Annotated in this window: 14 protein-coding genes; 1 reads left to right on the top strand and 13 read right to left on the bottom strand. The window is 59.4% G+C overall.

From position 1 onward, the window contains the following. Positions 1-158 precede the first annotated feature (158 nt). A complete protein-coding gene (locus M516_RS0115715) occupies positions 159-512 on the top strand; it encodes a YmaF family protein (RefSeq protein WP_081656567.1) in 354 nt (117 codons plus the stop codon). 102 nt (positions 513-614) lie between these two features. Here the strand turns inward: M516_RS0115715 and ftsZ are convergent, their stop codons facing one another. The 13 genes from ftsZ to M516_RS0115650 form a co-directional block, all read right to left on the bottom strand. Further along, complete coding sequence (gene ftsZ, locus M516_RS0115710) at positions 615-1,757, bottom strand: cell division protein FtsZ (protein WP_029099960.1); 1,143 nt, start codon at positions 1,755-1,757, stop codon at positions 615-617. Between the two features lie 153 nt (positions 1,758-1,910). Continuing rightward, positions 1,911-3,161, bottom strand: coding sequence for a cell division protein FtsA (gene ftsA / locus M516_RS0115705; RefSeq protein ID WP_029099959.1), 1,251 nt, complete (start codon positions 3,159-3,161; stop codon positions 1,911-1,913). Positions 3,162-3,300: 139 nt separating this feature from the next. Continuing rightward, positions 3,301-3,648, bottom strand: coding sequence for a small basic family protein (locus M516_RS0115700; RefSeq protein WP_029099958.1), 348 nt, complete (start codon positions 3,646-3,648; stop codon positions 3,301-3,303). 1 nt (position 3,649) lies between these two features. Then, complete coding sequence (locus M516_RS0115695; RefSeq protein WP_029099957.1) at positions 3,650-4,399, bottom strand: DUF881 domain-containing protein; 750 nt, start codon at positions 4,397-4,399, stop codon at positions 3,650-3,652. Positions 4,400-4,416: 17 nt separating this feature from the next. After that, positions 4,417-5,124 (bottom strand): DUF881 domain-containing protein, encoded by a 708-nt coding sequence (locus M516_RS0115690; RefSeq protein WP_029099956.1) that lies wholly within the window; start codon positions 5,122-5,124, stop codon positions 4,417-4,419. 25 nt (positions 5,125-5,149) lie between these two features. Further along, positions 5,150-5,941 carry a cell division protein FtsQ/DivIB gene (locus M516_RS0115685; RefSeq protein WP_029099955.1) on the bottom strand — a complete coding sequence of 264 codons (792 nt, stop codon included), beginning with the start codon at positions 5,939-5,941 and terminating at the stop codon, positions 5,150-5,152. A 182-nt stretch (positions 5,942-6,123) separates the two neighbouring features. Further along, positions 6,124-7,380 (bottom strand): UDP-N-acetylglucosamine 1-carboxyvinyltransferase, encoded by a 1,257-nt coding sequence (gene murA / locus M516_RS0115680; protein ID WP_029099954.1) that lies wholly within the window; start codon positions 7,378-7,380, stop codon positions 6,124-6,126. 15 nt (positions 7,381-7,395) lie between these two features. Next, positions 7,396-8,301, bottom strand: a complete 906-nt coding sequence (murB, locus tag M516_RS0115675) for a UDP-N-acetylmuramate dehydrogenase (RefSeq protein WP_029099953.1) — start codon at positions 8,299-8,301, stop codon at positions 7,396-7,398. 114 nt (positions 8,302-8,415) lie between these two features. Continuing rightward, positions 8,416-9,507: an undecaprenyldiphospho-muramoylpentapeptide beta-N-acetylglucosaminyltransferase gene (gene murG, locus M516_RS0115670; RefSeq protein WP_029099952.1), complete on the bottom strand. Its 1,092-nt coding sequence runs from the start codon at positions 9,505-9,507 to the stop codon at positions 8,416-8,418. Between the two features lie 16 nt (positions 9,508-9,523). Continuing rightward, entirely contained in the window at positions 9,524-10,612 is a 1,089-nt protein-coding gene (gene spoVE, locus M516_RS0115665) for a stage V sporulation protein E (RefSeq protein WP_029099951.1), read from the bottom strand. A 68-nt stretch (positions 10,613-10,680) separates the two neighbouring features. After that, positions 10,681-12,045 carry a UDP-N-acetylmuramoyl-L-alanine--D-glutamate ligase gene (gene murD / locus M516_RS0115660; protein WP_029099950.1) on the bottom strand — a complete coding sequence of 455 codons (1,365 nt, stop codon included), beginning with the start codon at positions 12,043-12,045 and terminating at the stop codon, positions 10,681-10,683. Continuing rightward, entirely contained in the window at positions 12,042-13,013 is a 972-nt protein-coding gene (gene mraY / locus M516_RS0115655) for a phospho-N-acetylmuramoyl-pentapeptide-transferase (protein ID WP_029099949.1), read from the bottom strand. Before mraY ends, murD begins: the two co-directional genes overlap by 4 nt. 43 nt (positions 13,014-13,056) lie before the next feature. After that, positions 13,057-14,535 (bottom strand): UDP-N-acetylmuramoyl-L-alanyl-D-glutamate--2,6-diaminopimelate ligase, encoded by a 1,479-nt coding sequence (locus M516_RS0115650; protein WP_029099948.1) that lies wholly within the window; start codon positions 14,533-14,535, stop codon positions 13,057-13,059. Positions 14,536-14,602: the final 67 nt, after the last annotated feature.

The following is a 14,602-nucleotide window of genomic DNA, read 5'->3' as shown; positions in this document are numbered from 1 at the left end:
TGATAAACGGCATTCCGGTCGCCCAACGAACATTCCCTGGGACGAGGTTCCGAACGTTCCCGGGATTTGGCATGATGCGGTAGGCATCTACCGTTGCCGTTTTCCCCCGGCCCGCATGTGATGTAGGAAACGGCATTTTCACGAAAGGCGGTATTCCCTTGCGACAAAAACGGCAAAAAGGGCACTCCCACTCCATCGATTTCATCCGCTTCGCCGACACTCCGGAACACATTCATGCCTATTCGACCCGAACCAGTTTCAACAACGGGCACCGCCACCAGGTGCAGGGACGGACGTCGGGTCCCTACCGGGGGACGGGGCGGGGTCACGTCCACTACTACGAAGGCGTCACCTCGTTTGACGACGGCCACGTTCACTATTTCCGCGGATGGACCGGTCCGCCCATTTCGCTTCCCGGCGGCGGCCATTATCACACATTCGCGGGCGACACGACGCTCAACGACCGGCATATTCATTCCTACCGGGGCCGCACCAGCGAAGGCTACCGCTGACACACCAGCGAAAGCTACCGCTGACCCGTCCCGCTGTCCCGCCGCAGAAAATCGAAAAAAACCTTGTTCCTCTTGCGGAACAAGGTTTTTTTCTGTCTTTCCCTATTTTTTGTTGCGACGGCGGTTGCGCAGAAACGCCGGGATGTCCAGGTTGTCCAGATTGCTCATGGAGAAGAACGATTTTTCTTCTTCCTCTTCCTTGCTGCGGCCCGTATTGGCATTGGAGATCGGCGTCGGACGGTTGGTCGCGATCGGCTGCTGGGTACGACGGGCTGCTGACGCCTGTTTTTGGTTGTCTTCAAAACCGGTGGCGATGACCGTCACCACAATCTCGTTCTTCAAGTCCTCGTTGATGACGGCACCGAAGATCATGTTGACGTCCGGATCGGCAGCGGACGACACGATGTCGGCGGCTTCGTTCACCTCGTACAGGCTGAGATTGGTACCGCCCGTAATGTTCATCAGCACGCCGCGAGCGCCGTCGATGGACGTTTCCAGCAGCGGGCTGGAAATGGCACGGCGAGCTGCCTCGGCCGCACGGTTTTCTCCGCTGCCCACCCCGATGCCCATCAGGGCGGAGCCGCGTTCGGTCATGATCGTCTTCACGTCAGCGAAGTCCAGGTTGATCAGGCCCGGCACCGCAATCAGGTCGGATATGCCCTGCACGCCCTGGCGCAGGATGTTGTCCGCCTCGCGGAACGCTTCCAGCATGGGCGTGTTTTTATCCACGATTTCCAGCAGACGGTCGTTCGGGATCACGATCAGCGTGTCCACTTTTTCCTTCAGTGCGGCAATGCCCATTTCCCCCTGCATGGCGCGCTTGCGCCCTTCAAACGAGAAGGGACGGGTGACCACGCCTACGGTCAATGCGCCCAGTTCCTTGGCGATTTCAGCGACCACGGGAGCGGCGCCGGTACCGGTACCGCCGCCCATCCCTGCCGTCACGAACACCATGTCCGCGCCGCGCAGGGCGTTCTCGATCATTTCGCGGCTCTCTTCCGCTGCTTTCTTGCCGATTTCCGGGTTGGCCCCGGCACCCAGACCGCGCGTCAGCTTCTCCCCGATCTGCAGCTTGATCTCGGCGCTGGACAGTTGAAGAGCTTGCGCGTCCGTGTTCAGGGTGATGAATTCCACTCCTTTGACGCCGCCGGCAATCATGCGGTTCACCGCGTTGCTTCCGCCACCGCCGCAACCAATCACTTTAATTCGCGCAAAGGATTCCATATCCATATCAAATTCCAGCATCTTGCTAGTCCTCCCCAATTCAACTTGAGAAAAGCTTCGGCTGATGAAGCCTGCGGGCAAAACGGCAGGCGGCCATATTGTTTGGCCGCGTGCGGGATATTGTCAATCCTCTGCCGTTTCGCCCGATTGGAAATGTTTTGCGGTTGCAGTCGGTTAGATAAACTCGCTGAACCAGTTTTTCACTTTCTCCATGAAGCCGCCGCCTTCCTTCGGTTTGGAAACGGCCTGCTTCTGCGCCCCTTTAAACGGAGCGGTGTTGTTTACGCTGCGCCGCTCCATCTGCTGCAGGGCGTACTGAATCAGACCCACGCCGGTGGTATAGGCGGGATCCCGTACCCCGATGTAATCCGGGATGGCGATGCGGACCGGCGCGTCCAGTTCTTCCTTGGCCAGTTCCAGCATGCCCGGCATCGCCACGGTTCCCCCCGTGAGCACGTACCCGCCGGCGATTTCGTCGCGGAAGCCCAGCTTGTACACGGCCTCTTCCACGAGGTTGAAAATCTCCGCTGCACGCGGTTCGATGATCGTGGCCAGATCCACCTGGGTAAACTGTTTTTCCACATCGCTGCCGATGCGGGTCACTTTAAAGGTGACGTCGTCGGAAGCTTCGTCAATCAAGGCGCAGCCGTGCTTCATCTTGACCCGGTCGGCCACGTCGGTATGCGTACGCAGGCCAAGCGCAATGTCATGGGTGATATGGTCGCCACCGATGCCGATGACGGTGGTGGCAGCCAGTTTCCCCTGTTTGAATACACCGATGGTTGTGGAACCGGCACCGATGTCGACCAGGACGACGCCCATGTTCTTGTCGTCCTTGGAAAGCGCCACGGTGCTGGAAGCAAGCGGCTGCAGGAAGATTCCCGCCACGCGCAGGTTGGTGCGTTCGGCGCAGCGCACAATGTTATGTACGACCGTCTTGAGTCCGGTTACAATTGTTCCTTCCATTTCCAGCCGGACGCCGATCATGCCGCGCGGATCCTTGATGCTGCCTTGTCCGTCCACGATGTATTCATTCGGTACGACCTCGATAATTTCCCGGTCAGGCGGAATGGCGACAACTTTCGCTGCCTGAATGACGCGTTGAATGTCTTCCTCTCGTATTTCACGGTCCTCGCTGGAAACAGCGACAACCCCTTGAGTTTCATGCAGCTCAATGTGGTTCCCGGTAATACCGACATACACTTCGTCAATCGATACTCCCACCATGCGTTCCGCATGGTCAACAGCTTCCCGGATGGCATGCACGGTTTGGTCGATGTCGACGATCACCCCTTTTTTGATCCCTTCGGAGTGAGCCTGACCGACACCGATGATGTTGATGGAACCGTTGTTGACCTCGCCAATCATGACGCGTACTTTGGACGTTCCAATATCTAGGCTGACGATAAGTTCATTACTTACCAAACCTGTGACACCTCCCCTGCTACGACTTTCGTCTTCGAGTAGTGAATGCATCTGCGTATTTTATTCCACACAGGACTACCATTCCCTTTTTTTCATCATGAATTTTTGTAAAAATATGACCTTCCTCCCAAAAAGCGCCCTACTCCTGTTCGTTGATCCAGCGGGACAATACGATCCGGCGGATGACCGCCAGGTTGTTGAACAGGCGGACCCCAAACGCAACAATGGCGGCGAGGTACAGGTCAATGCCCAGAAAACCGCCCATAAAGGCCAGTCCGGCCGCAAACAGCGTGTTGAAAAAGAAACCGGACATGAAGATGCGCACGTTGAACGTACGTTCCAGGTACGAGCGGATGCCGCCGAAAATTGTGTCCAGTCCGGCCAGGAGGGCGATGGAGAGGTAGCTAGCATATTCCTGCGGCACTCGCCAATCCAGCAGCAAGCCGACAGCGATGCCGACGATCAAACCGACGAGCGGGAGCCACATGTTACGAATCTCCTTTTTCTTTGACAGGTTTCATGTATTGGATGACGTGCGGCTCACGATTGGCGGGAATGATGAGCTTGTCCCGCTTCTCGGCCACAATGGTCTTGTTGGCGAGCTTGAAATTCTCCTCCACGCCCTCCAGCTTCAAGGCGGACAGGAGCACATCCGGCTCCCCCAGCGCCTTCAGTTCATACGGCGGCTGAATCGTCTTCGTGTCGACCTGGATGGCGTCGCCGACCAAGCGGATGGACGTTGTGGCGATCAGGCGGTGTCCGTTGATGGAAACCGCTTGCGCGCCGTTGGCAAAGAGGATGTTGACCAGCCAGCGCAAATCCTCGTCGTCGACCGTATAGCCGCCTGCAGCCGGTTCGTGGGGGGACCCGTCCACCGCCGGATCGGCCGGCGGCTGCTGGGCTTCCACGATCCGCAGCACAATCCCTTCTCCCTCCACGCTGACCATGCCCGCCATGCGGCGGTTGCGCGCCAACTCTTCCTTCATGACCGAGATGCTCTCGTCTTCGTTGAGAGCCGTCTCGTACTGATAGTAGAGTTGGTTGTATTTGGAAATATCGGCCAGCAGATTCTTGTGTCTTTCTAACTCTTTCTGCAGCGTCGTGCGCAGTTCTGCGATGCTGCGGGACTCCTTGTGCACCGGATGCAGGTTGCTGCGAAGCTGTACCGTCAACATAACACCTATGATAGCACTAATAAAGGCAAGAATAAACGTGATTTTACGGCTTTTTTGCGACATGGGAAACGCTTCCTTCGCTAGGAGTGTTTGGTTTTGGCGTCACCGACAAAGGCAGGCAGGGTTACCTTGTCCTTTTTCGCCACCTCGATCTGCACGAAATCCCGCAGCGTCTGCAGGACGCCGCCCGGCAGATTGAGGGCGCTTTCCAGCGTGTTCGGATCGCCGATGGCCGTAATGACGAACGGGGCGGCCGACTTGATGCCGTTGACGATGATCGTGGGGCCGACACAGCGGATGGACGAGTTGCTGACCAGCCGCTGACCGTTGATGCTGATCGCTTCCGCTCCGGCGGCCCGCAGTTCGTTGACCACCAGGCGCACATCCTGCTCGTGGACGATGTAGTTGGTCACGTCGGCGCTGTTCGCCGCATTTTGACTGTCCTGCATCGTCACGACGACGCCCGGTCCCTCGACCGGCACGACACCCGCCATCATCCGCGCCGCTTCCAACTGGCTGAGAATCTCCGCCGCTTCCGACTTGCGCTGAGCCATCGCCTCCTCCACCTTGCCCACCTGACGCTGCAGGTCCAAGAGCTGGTCCTCGAGCTGGCGGTTCTGCTCCTTTTCTGCCAGGATGCGCTCGTTGAGCTGTGTCTCCTGCTGAAACTGCAGGTCGTTCAAACGTTCCGTCCGCAGCAGCTTGGTCGTTTCGATCGAAGTGGCGACGAGAAAGCCGGTGCAGAACGTGACGATGGTTAAATACAACTGAAACTTGTGGCGACCCATTGGCTGCTTCCCCTTTTACACGATACTAAGACTGTGGAGGCTGTGCTTCACCGGACTGCAGCGGGATCGGCGCATCCGGAGTTCCGTACGGCACGAACCACGGCTGCTCAAACAGGGAGAGCACTCCCTTGACGCCCTGCGGCAGTTCCTTGGCGATCGTCGGATACCAGTTGAGCATGGTGTCCAGTTTGTACAGCACGCTTCGCACCTCGTTGCCGTCGCGCATGTACAGCGTCACGCGCTGCTTGTCGTACACCGTGGGCGTCAGCGCGATGTCGGAGATCTCGCCGAGCACGCCCGGCGACATCTTGGCCAGCGCCTTCGCAAGCTGCGGGAGCAGTTCCGGTGCCGACCAGGAACTGACCAGCGGCCTGTCCACCACGCGTTTGGCAAAATTGACCTGTCTGAGCACCCGCCCGTTCTCCAGCAGCGGGTAGCGGCTGCCGTCCTGTCCGTTCCAGAACGCGACGCGCCGGTACTCCTGCACGTGCAGGCGGATCACGCCGGGAAAGGAACGCTCGACGGACACCTCCTTGATGCCTTCCAGCGGCTTCAGGCTTGTCCGCACATCGGATTCCCACACGTTGAGAAACTGCATCCCGATGACCAGGCCGGAGTTTTTCACAATTTGCTCGGCAGGGTAGATATCGTTGCCGTACACCTGAATCTGCTGAACCTTGCTGTATGGAGAGCGAATAAACACGATGATGAGAACGATCAGAAAGAACAGGCCGAGCAGAAACACCAGCTTGCGATTGCCTCTGCGCCTGGGGCGCTGTTCCTTGACATGCGGAATGCGTTCTTCGTATACCGCCATGAGCCTACCCTTCCTCACTAAACAAACTGTCGCGCGTGCAACCCCGAAACACCGAATGCGCGGCGTCTTCGTACACACGGTTTCTACACAAAAAATGGATGGTCATGGAATATCTGACACCATACAAAACAGGGAAAGCGGCATAGCCTTATGCCGCTTGTCACTCTGCAACCTTACCTGAGCTATGTCGACGTGCGGGTGATTTCGGCGCCGAGCTGGCGAAGCTGCAGCTCCAGCCGTTCGTACCCGCGGTCGATGTGATGAATCTGCGCAACCGTGGTGGTGCCTTCCGCGGCCAACCCGGCGAGCACAAGCGCAGCGCCTGCCCGTAAATCGGTTGCTTCCACGCTCGTTCCCGTCAGCTTGTTGACGCCGCGAATGATCGCGGACCCCAGGTCGACGTATACGGAGGCGCCCATTCGCGCCAATTCGTTTACATGTTTGAACCTTCCCTCAAAAATGGTTTCCTTGATGACGCTCGTTCCCCTGGCCTGCGCCAAAAACACCATCAATTGCGCCTGCAAATCCGTCGGAAACCCCGGGAAGGGCGAGGTGATGATCCGTTCGTAGGCGCGAGGACGAGTCGTACTCTTGACTTCCATTATATCATGGTAGGTCTTGATTTCAACACCACAGCTACGGGCTACCTCGATCAGGGCGGTGAGATGTTCGGGAATGGTGTTGGTCAGCTCGATATGTCCCTGGGCGACGCCGGCCGCCAGCAGAAAGGTGCCCGTCACGATCCGGTCCGGAATGATCCGGTAGCTGACCGAACGCAGTCGCGGAACGCCGCTGATCTCGATCGTATCGGTGCCGGCGCCGCGGATCCGCGCTCCCATGGCGTTCAGGAAATTTTGCAGGTCTACAATCTCCGGCTCACGCGCCGCGTTGCAGATGCGGGTCGTCCCCTTGGCGAGCACTGCCGCCATCATGATGTTTTCCGTCGCTCCCACACTGGGAAAGGACAGAAAGATGTTGGCCCCGCGCAGCTGCTGTGCCCGAAACGTGATGAAGCCTTCCGCTTCTTCGATTTTCGCGCCCAGTGCGGTCAGTCCCGCCAGGTGCAGATCGATCCGGCGCTCCCCGATATCGCATCCGCCCGGTCTGGATATGGTTACCTCGCCCAGGCGAGCGAGGAGCGGCCCCGCCAGAAAAATGGAAGAACGCATTTGGCCCATCAGTTCATCTGGCACGTGCGGTACGGAAACAGACGTCGTATCCAGATCAACACATCCGTCCGCATGCTTCGCCTTGGCCCCCAGGGCCGTCAGGATCTGCAGCATCACCTCGATGTCCTTGAGGTGGGGAACGTCGTAGATATAAAATTGCCCTTCCGTCAAAACGGATGCGGCAAGGATGGGAAGGGCAGCGTTCTTTGCTCCTTGGATCCGAAGCGAGCCGGACAGAGGTCTTCCGCCTTCGATCGTAAAAGTCTCCAAACTTTCACCTCCGTGTTACCCCTCGCCCACCACCAACACTTCCGGATGCATCTCGACGCCGAATTTTTCTTTGATCGTACATCTGATGTGATCCATCAGGGTGAGGACGTCGGCAGCCGTGGCCCCTCCGCGATTGACGATAAAGTTGGCGTGTATCTCAGAGACCTGAGCTCCTCCGATCTGAAAGCCTTTTAACCCGGCCGCCTCAATCAGCCGTCCGGCGTGATCCCCCGGCGGATTGCGGAACACGCTGCCGGCACACGGCATCTGCAGGGGCTGCGTCTGCCGGCGGCGATCCTTGTACGAAGCCAGCGTGGCCGCAATCTCCTTGCGGTCGCCCTCGCGCAGCCGGAAGCGCGCCTCGAGCACGATCCCCTTGCGCTTTTGCAAGAGAGACGTACGATAGCTGAAGCTCAGCTCTTCATTGCTCAACACCCTTACCTCGCCATTTTCGAAGAGTATCTCGGCTTCTAGTAGAATACGTGAAAGATCTGATCCGTGCGCCCCCGCATTCATGTAGACGGCCCCGCCTACTGTACCAGGAATGCCTCCCGCAAACTCCATACCTGTTAACCCCATCTTGCCTGCCTCCACCGCCAGGCGGATCATGGAATATCCGGCACCCACACACACCTCTTCGCCCCTGAACTCGCAGTGACTCAAGCCCTCAGCCACCTTGAGCACGGCTCCGCGAATCCCTCCGTCCCTCACCAGAAGGTTGGAGCCGCGCCCGATAACACTCCAAGGAATTTCGTGACGATGGATGATTTGCAAGGCTGTCAGCAAGGATGCTTTATCCTTGGGCTGGATTAACAAGTCAGCAGGACCCCCGATCCGCCACGTCGTATGGTTGGCGAGAGGTTCATTGGTCCACACTTTTCCAATACCTGCTAGCCTCAACTCATCTGCGATTTGTTTCATCTGTGAACCTCCTGATACACATGCTAGGTCGGACCTATGTCTTATCACGTGTTTGCTTCATCCTATGCGATCGCCCATAACGGCGTGACAATCGCCCAGACGTCAGTTTTCGCCTCACAGGCTTTTCATCAGCCGATAGATTTCCGTCGCCGCCTGCGGCATGCCCAGCTTGAGCGAGGCGTCCCGCATGGACGTCCAGCGCTCCCGGTCGTCCAGCAGGCCGGTCAGCGACTGGCGCAGCCGCTCGCCTGTCAGCTCCCGCTCCAGGATCACTTCGGCCGCCCCGGCCTTCTCCAGTCCGCGCGCGTTTTTCTCCTGATGGTTGTTGGTCACGTACGGGGACGGGATCAGGATGGCGGGGATGCCCAAGGCGGTGATTTCCGCCAGCGTGGATGCGCCTGCCCGGCTGACCAGCACATGCGTGGCCGCCAGAACATCCGGCATATTGTGGACGAACGGCAGGAGGGAAATGTTGCGCGGCAGGTTTCCCTTTTCCCGCAAGGCGGCGGAAATCGCCTCGTAGTGAACCTCGCCGGTCACGTAGACAAAGTGGGTATCATCAAATTGCTCCAGTTCCGGCACGATGGCCAGCACCGCTTCGTTGATCGCTTTCGCCCCGCGGCTGCCGCCAAACATGAGGACGATACGCTTGTCCCCGCCGACGCCCAAAAACGAACGGCCCGCCCGCTCGTCTCCGTGCATCACTTCCGTCGCCCGGGGATTGCCGGTCAGCACGCTTTTCGCCCGGGGAAACAACGACAGGGACTCGGCAAACGAGACGGCCACCTTGTCGACGAAACGGGCCAGAAATTTGTTGGTCAGGCCGGGTACCACGTTTTGCTCGTGGATGATGGTGGGAATCCCCAGCCGGGCCGCCGCGTAGACCACGGGACCGCAGACGTAGCCCCCGGTGCCGACGACCACGTCCGGCCGGAAGCTCCGCAGCATCCGTTTCGACGCGGAGACGGCGCGGAAAAACTTCCACAGCGTCTTCACGTTGTCCAGGGTGAGCTTCCGCTTCAAGCCGGCGATTTCCACCGCTTCAAACGGAATCCCGGCCCGCGGCACGATCTGGGCTTCCAAGCCGTGCTTGCTGCCGATATACAAAAAGGCCGCCTGCGGTTCCTGGCGGGAAACTTCTTTCGCCACCGCAAGCGCCGGGTAAATATGTCCACCTGTGCCTCCGCCTGTGAGGACGACACGCATACGATCACCTTCTATTCTATCTGGAAAAACGCGAAATGTTTAACAGCACGCCGACCCCGGTCAGCATCAGCGTCAGCGACGAGCCGCCGTAGCTTAAAAACGGCAGGGTGATCCCGGTAACCGGAAACATGCCGGTCACCACGCCGACGTTGATGACCACCTGGATCGCGATCATCCCGATGATGCCCAGCGCCAGCAGGCTGCCGAACAGATCCGGCGCCGTAATTGCCGTGCGCATGCCCCGCCACAACAGCAACAGGAACAACAGGAGCACCAGTGATCCGCCGACAAAGCCAAGCTCCTCGGCGATCACCGAGAAAATAAAGTCGTTGTACGGCTCCGGCAGGTAGAAGTGCTTCTGCCGGCTCTGCCCCAGCCCCAGGCCAAACAGTCCGCCGGGACCGATGGCGTACAGGGACTGGATGATCTGGTAACCGGTGTTCAGCGGGTCCTGCCAGGGGTCGAGAAACGAGGTAATCCGCTTGATCCGGTACGGCGCGGACAGGACCAGGCCGACAAACCCGGCCAGACCGAGCACGCCCAGACCGGCGAAGTGGCTGATCTTTGCCCCGGCGGCGAAAATCATCACCAGCGCGGTTCCCATCAGCACGGTACCCGTCCCGAGGTCGGGCTGCAGCATGATCAGGCCGAAACAGACGGCCGGAATCGCCAGCGCGGGAACCAGCCCTTTGCGAAACTGCACGATCTGCTTCTGATTGTCGGAGAGCCAGCGGGCCAAAAAGGCGACGACGCCCAGCTTGGCGAATTCGCCCGGCTGAATCCCGAAGGCGCCGATGCCCAGCCAGCTTTTGGAGCCGTTCACCTCGATGCCGATGACAAGCACCAGGATCAAGAGGCCGATGCTGGCGTAAAACCCGATTTTGGCCCACCGCTTCCAGATCCAGTAGTCCAGGTTCATCGTCAGGTACATGGAGGTGATCCCCAGGAGGGCAAAAATCAACTGCCGCTTGGCAAAGAAAAACGGGTCGTTGAACTTCTGCGCCACGATCGCGCTGGCGCTGTACACCATCACGATGCCTATTCCCAATAAAAAAAGTGTTGCAAAAATAATCACGAAGTCGGGAGCGGAGCGTGACTTGCTCATTGTGACAGGTCATCCTTTCTCGCGCCGTCCTTCGCTGATGGCAGCAATCCTGCTGTATGGGACGGACGTTATGCTAGGCTTGTTCTAAGTCTATGCACAGCGTCCTTAAACATGCTCCCCCGCACTTCGAACGAAGGGAACATGTCCCAGCTTGCGCACGCCGGACTGAGCAGCACCGCGTCGCCCGGCGCGGCCTCGCCGCTGGCGGCAAGAACGGCTTTTTCCACAGTATCGACATGGATGAGCCTGGTAATTCCTGCTTCTTTTGCCCGCTCCAGCAAAATCGGGGCGGTCTGCCCGAGCGCGACCACCGCTTTCACCCGCGGTCCGATGACCGGCACCAGCTCGCGAAAATCCACGCCCCGGTCCAGCCCGCCGCAGATCCAGACGATCGGTTCGTCCATGGCCTGCAGCGCCCGCGAAGCCGCTTCCGGGTTGGTCGCCTTGGAGTCGTTGTAGTATTTGACGCCGCGAATCGTCGCCACGTACTCCATGCGGTGCTCCACGCCCGGAAAGGTGGAGAGCACCTTGGCGATGGACTGCTTGTCCGCTCCTGCCAGCCTGGTCACCAGCGCGGCTGCCAGGGCGTTGTCCAGATGGGCAACGGACAGGTCGGCCGCGGCCATGATCACGTCCCGCTCCCCCTCCGGCCCGACGAAGACGATGTCCTCGCCGTCCACATATACGCCCTGCGGCACCGGCTGCCGCTTGCTGAAGTAGTAGGTGGCCGCCTTGATCTCCCCGCATTTGGCCAGCACGTCCGGCTGGTCGTACGGCAGGATGGCGATGTCGTCCGCCGTCTGGTTGGCAAACAGCTTCAGCTTGGCGGCCAGGTACTCGTCCATCGTGTGATGGTAGTCGAGGTGGGCCGGATACAGGTTCAGAAGCACGCCGATATGCGGCTTGAACGCCTGCGTCCCCATCAGTTGAAAGCTGCTCAGCTCCGCCACCAGGAGCTGGTCGGGCCGGGCCGTTTCGGCGAGCGAGCACAGCACCGTGCCGATGTTGCCCCCCACCAGGGAGTCGATGCCCGCTTCCTTGAGGATCAGCCCGATCAGCGTGGTCGTGGTGGTCTTGCCGTTGGAACCGGTGATGCCGATGATCGGCGCCTGCGAGATGAGGTAGGCCAGCTCCACCTCCGTCACCACCGGGATGCCGAGCGCCAGCGCCTTGGCCACCGGCGGCGCTTCGTAGGGGATGCCCGGGTTTTTCACCACCAGCGCCACGCCTTCGTGAATCAGGTCATCGGGGTGATGCCCGCAGATGACCGGAATGCCGAGCGCTTCCAGTTCGTCGGCTCCGGCCGCTTCCTCGCGCGGCTTTTTGTCGTTGACGACAACATGCGCGCCAAAGCGGTGCAGCAGTTTTGCCACCGCCACACCGCTTTTTGCCATGCCCAACACGACAATGTGCTGATTGTGATAACGTTTCATCGCATTGCCACCACCTCTAGGTACACGCCCAGTCCGGCAAAGATGATGCCCACCAGCCAGAAGGTGACGACAACGCGCCACTCCGACCACCCGGTCAGTTCAAAGTGGTGATGAAGCGGACTCATCCGGAAAATGCGCTTCCCTCTCGTTTTAAAGGAGACGACTTGCAGAATGACGGAGAGCGTCTCCACGACAAACACGCCGCCGATGACGGCCAACAGCAGCTCCGTCTTGGTCATGATCGCGATTCCCGCCAAGGCGCCGCCGAGCGCCAGCGACCCCGTGTCCCCCATGAAGACGCGGGCGGGATGCGCGTTGAAGACGAGAAAGCCGAGAACGGCCCCGACGACGGCCGCGCTGAAGATGGCCGTGTCAAAATCCTGGCTGATCCAGGCGATGATGGCGTACGCCCCGAAGGCGATCGCGCCCGTCCCGGCGAGCAGGCCGTCCAGTCCGTCGGTGAGGTTGACGGCATTGGTCGTGCCTACCAAGAGAAACAGCAGAAACGGGAAGTAAAAGAGGCCGAGCTCCAGCTTCCACGGCGTCCCCGGCAGATGCAGCGTCGTATCGTGTCCCATCTGCACCAGGAGGTAATACGCGCCGACGGCCAGGAGGACTTGGCCGGTAAATTTCTGCTTGGCGGTCAGCCCGAGATTCCGCTTCCGGATGATTTTGATGTAGTCATCCAAAAATCCGATCAATCCGTATCCAAGTGTCACCAGCATCAAAAACAGGATTTCCGTAGTGATGTTGGCGAACTTCAGCACGGTAAAAATAAGTGCCATCAGGATAATCGTCCCACCCATGGTGGGAGTCCCTGCCTTTTTTTGGTGGGATTGCGGCCCTTCCTCCCGGATCGCCTGCCCGAATTTCAGGCGGCGCAGCACGGGGATGAACAGCGGACCGATCAGTACGGCAATGAGAAACGCGGCGACGATCGTGACGAGTAGTACATTGTCAGCGAACATGCCCGACCCTCCTTTCTCTGATGCTATTCACGGACGCGTGCCTCTATTCGTTCCGCCGTTCGGCGATGGCCTCCCGGGCCACTTCACGGTCGTCAAACGGCAGCACCTGTCCTTTGATGATTTGGTATGTTTCATGTCCCTTTCCGGCGATCAGGATGACGTCGTCCTGCTTGGCCTGCGCCACGGCGTAGCGGATCGCTTCCCTTCTGTCCACCATGGAGACGTATCGCTCCTTGGCCACTTCGGTGAGGCCCGCCAGCATCTCGTCAATGATCGCCTGCGGATCCTCGGAGCGCGGGTTATCTGACGTTAAGACGGTCAGGTCGGCGTATTTTGTTGCAATCCGCGCCATAATTGGGCGCTTGGTCCTGTCGCGGTCTCCGCCGCAGCCGACCACGCAGAAAATTCGCCCCTTGGCGAACTCCTTGACGGTCGCAAGCGCGTTTTCCAGGCTGTCCGGCGTGTGCGAGTAGTCAACCAGCACGGCAAACGGCTGGCCCGCGTCGACGGGTTCAAACCGCCCGTTTACGCCCGGCACCGCCTCCAGGCTCGCCTTGATCTCGTCGAGCGGCACGCCTTCGGCCAGAGTGACGGCGATGGCGGCCAACGCGTTGTAGACGTTGAATTTGCCCACCAGCTTCAGATTGAGCCGGATGGAACCGGCGAAGGTGTGGGCGGTAAACGACGTGCCGCGGCTGGTGATCTCGATCTCGGCGGCCCGCACGTCGGCCGGATTGTCGATGCCGTACGTGATCACCCGGGCGGGTGTAACCCTGGCATACAGCTTCGACGCCTCGTCGTCGGCGTTCAGGACGGCCGTCTTCAACCGGTCGGGATCGTAGCTGTTGCCCAGTTGGGAGAACAGGAGCGACTTGGCGTAGCGGTAGTTCTCCATCGTCTTGTGAAAATCCAGGTGATCCTGCGTCAGGTTGGTAAAGACTGCGGTATGTACGTCGCAGCCGCGTACGCGCCCCTGCTCCAGGGCGTGGGAGGACACCTCGATGATCGCGTATTCCGTGTCGACATCGCGCATGCGGCGAAAAGCGTGCTGCAGGTCCAGCGCGTCCGGCGTGGTGTTTTTCACCTCTTCGGTGACATCGCCGATCCGCATGTGAATGGTGCCGATCAGCCCCGTGCGCTTGTTCTGGTCGCGCAGGATCTTGTCAATCAGATGGGTGGTGGTCGTCTTGCCGTTGGTTCCGGTCACCCCGATCAGCTTCAGCTCCCGCGTAGGCGACCCGTAAAAACGGTCAGCCAGCATAGCCATTGCCCGGCGGGTATCCGGTACCCGGACAACGGTCGCTGGCACGTCCACATCCTGTTCCGCGAGCACGGCGACGGCTCCGTTTTCCACCGCCTGCGCCGCGAAGGCATGACCATCCACAGTGAAGCCTGTCAGACAGACAAACAAGCAGCCGGGCTGTACTTTGCGTGAGTCTGCCGTCAATCCTGTAATCTCCAAGCTGTCGTCTCCCGTTACCCGCACCGGCAACAGAGGAGCAAGCAGATCCCGTAACAGCATAAAACAGGCACCCCATTCTCTCCCTATTATAGACAAAAGCCTTGCGATTTCTACAAAACGCGGCGGG

The sequence above is a fragment of the Brevibacillus thermoruber 423 genome, from assembly GCF_000454065.1.
Classification (GTDB): Bacteria; Bacillota; Bacilli; order Brevibacillales; family Brevibacillaceae; genus Brevibacillus; species Brevibacillus thermoruber.
This window is presented reverse-complemented; position numbering and strand designations above follow the sequence as displayed.

What these genes read in the sequence shown, in the direction of transcription:
- ftsZ (WP_029099960.1), bottom strand. Translation starts at nt 1,757, where the DNA reads ATGCTGGAATTTGATATGGATATGGAATCCTTTGCGCGAATTAAAGTG.
- M516_RS0115700 (WP_029099958.1), bottom strand. Translation starts at nt 3,648, where the DNA reads ATGTGGCTCCCGCTCGTCGGTTTGATCGTCGGCATCGCTGTCGGCTTG.
- M516_RS0115695 (WP_029099957.1), bottom strand. Translation starts at nt 4,399, where the DNA reads ATGTCGCAAAAAAGCCGTAAAATCACGTTTATTCTTGCCTTTATTAGT.
- M516_RS0115690 (WP_029099956.1), bottom strand. Translation starts at nt 5,124, where the DNA reads ATGGGTCGCCACAAGTTTCAGTTGTATTTAACCATCGTCACGTTCTGC.
- M516_RS0115685 (WP_029099955.1), bottom strand. Translation starts at nt 5,941, where the DNA reads ATGGCGGTATACGAAGAACGCATTCCGCATGTCAAGGAACAGCGCCCC.
- murB (WP_029099953.1), bottom strand. Translation starts at nt 8,301, where the DNA reads ATGAAACAAATCGCAGATGAGTTGAGGCTAGCAGGTATTGGAAAAGTG.
- murG (WP_029099952.1), bottom strand. Translation starts at nt 9,507, where the DNA reads ATGCGTGTCGTCCTCACAGGCGGAGGCACAGGTGGACATATTTACCCG.
- spoVE (WP_029099951.1), bottom strand. Translation starts at nt 10,612, where the DNA reads ATGAGCAAGTCACGCTCCGCTCCCGACTTCGTGATTATTTTTGCAACA.
- murD (WP_029099950.1), bottom strand. Translation starts at nt 12,045, where the DNA reads ATGAAACGTTATCACAATCAGCACATTGTCGTGTTGGGCATGGCAAAA.
- mraY (WP_029099949.1), bottom strand. Translation starts at nt 13,013, where the DNA reads ATGTTCGCTGACAATGTACTACTCGTCACGATCGTCGCCGCGTTTCTC.
- M516_RS0115650 (WP_029099948.1), bottom strand. Translation starts at nt 14,535, where the DNA reads ATGCTGTTACGGGATCTGCTTGCTCCTCTGTTGCCGGTGCGGGTAACG.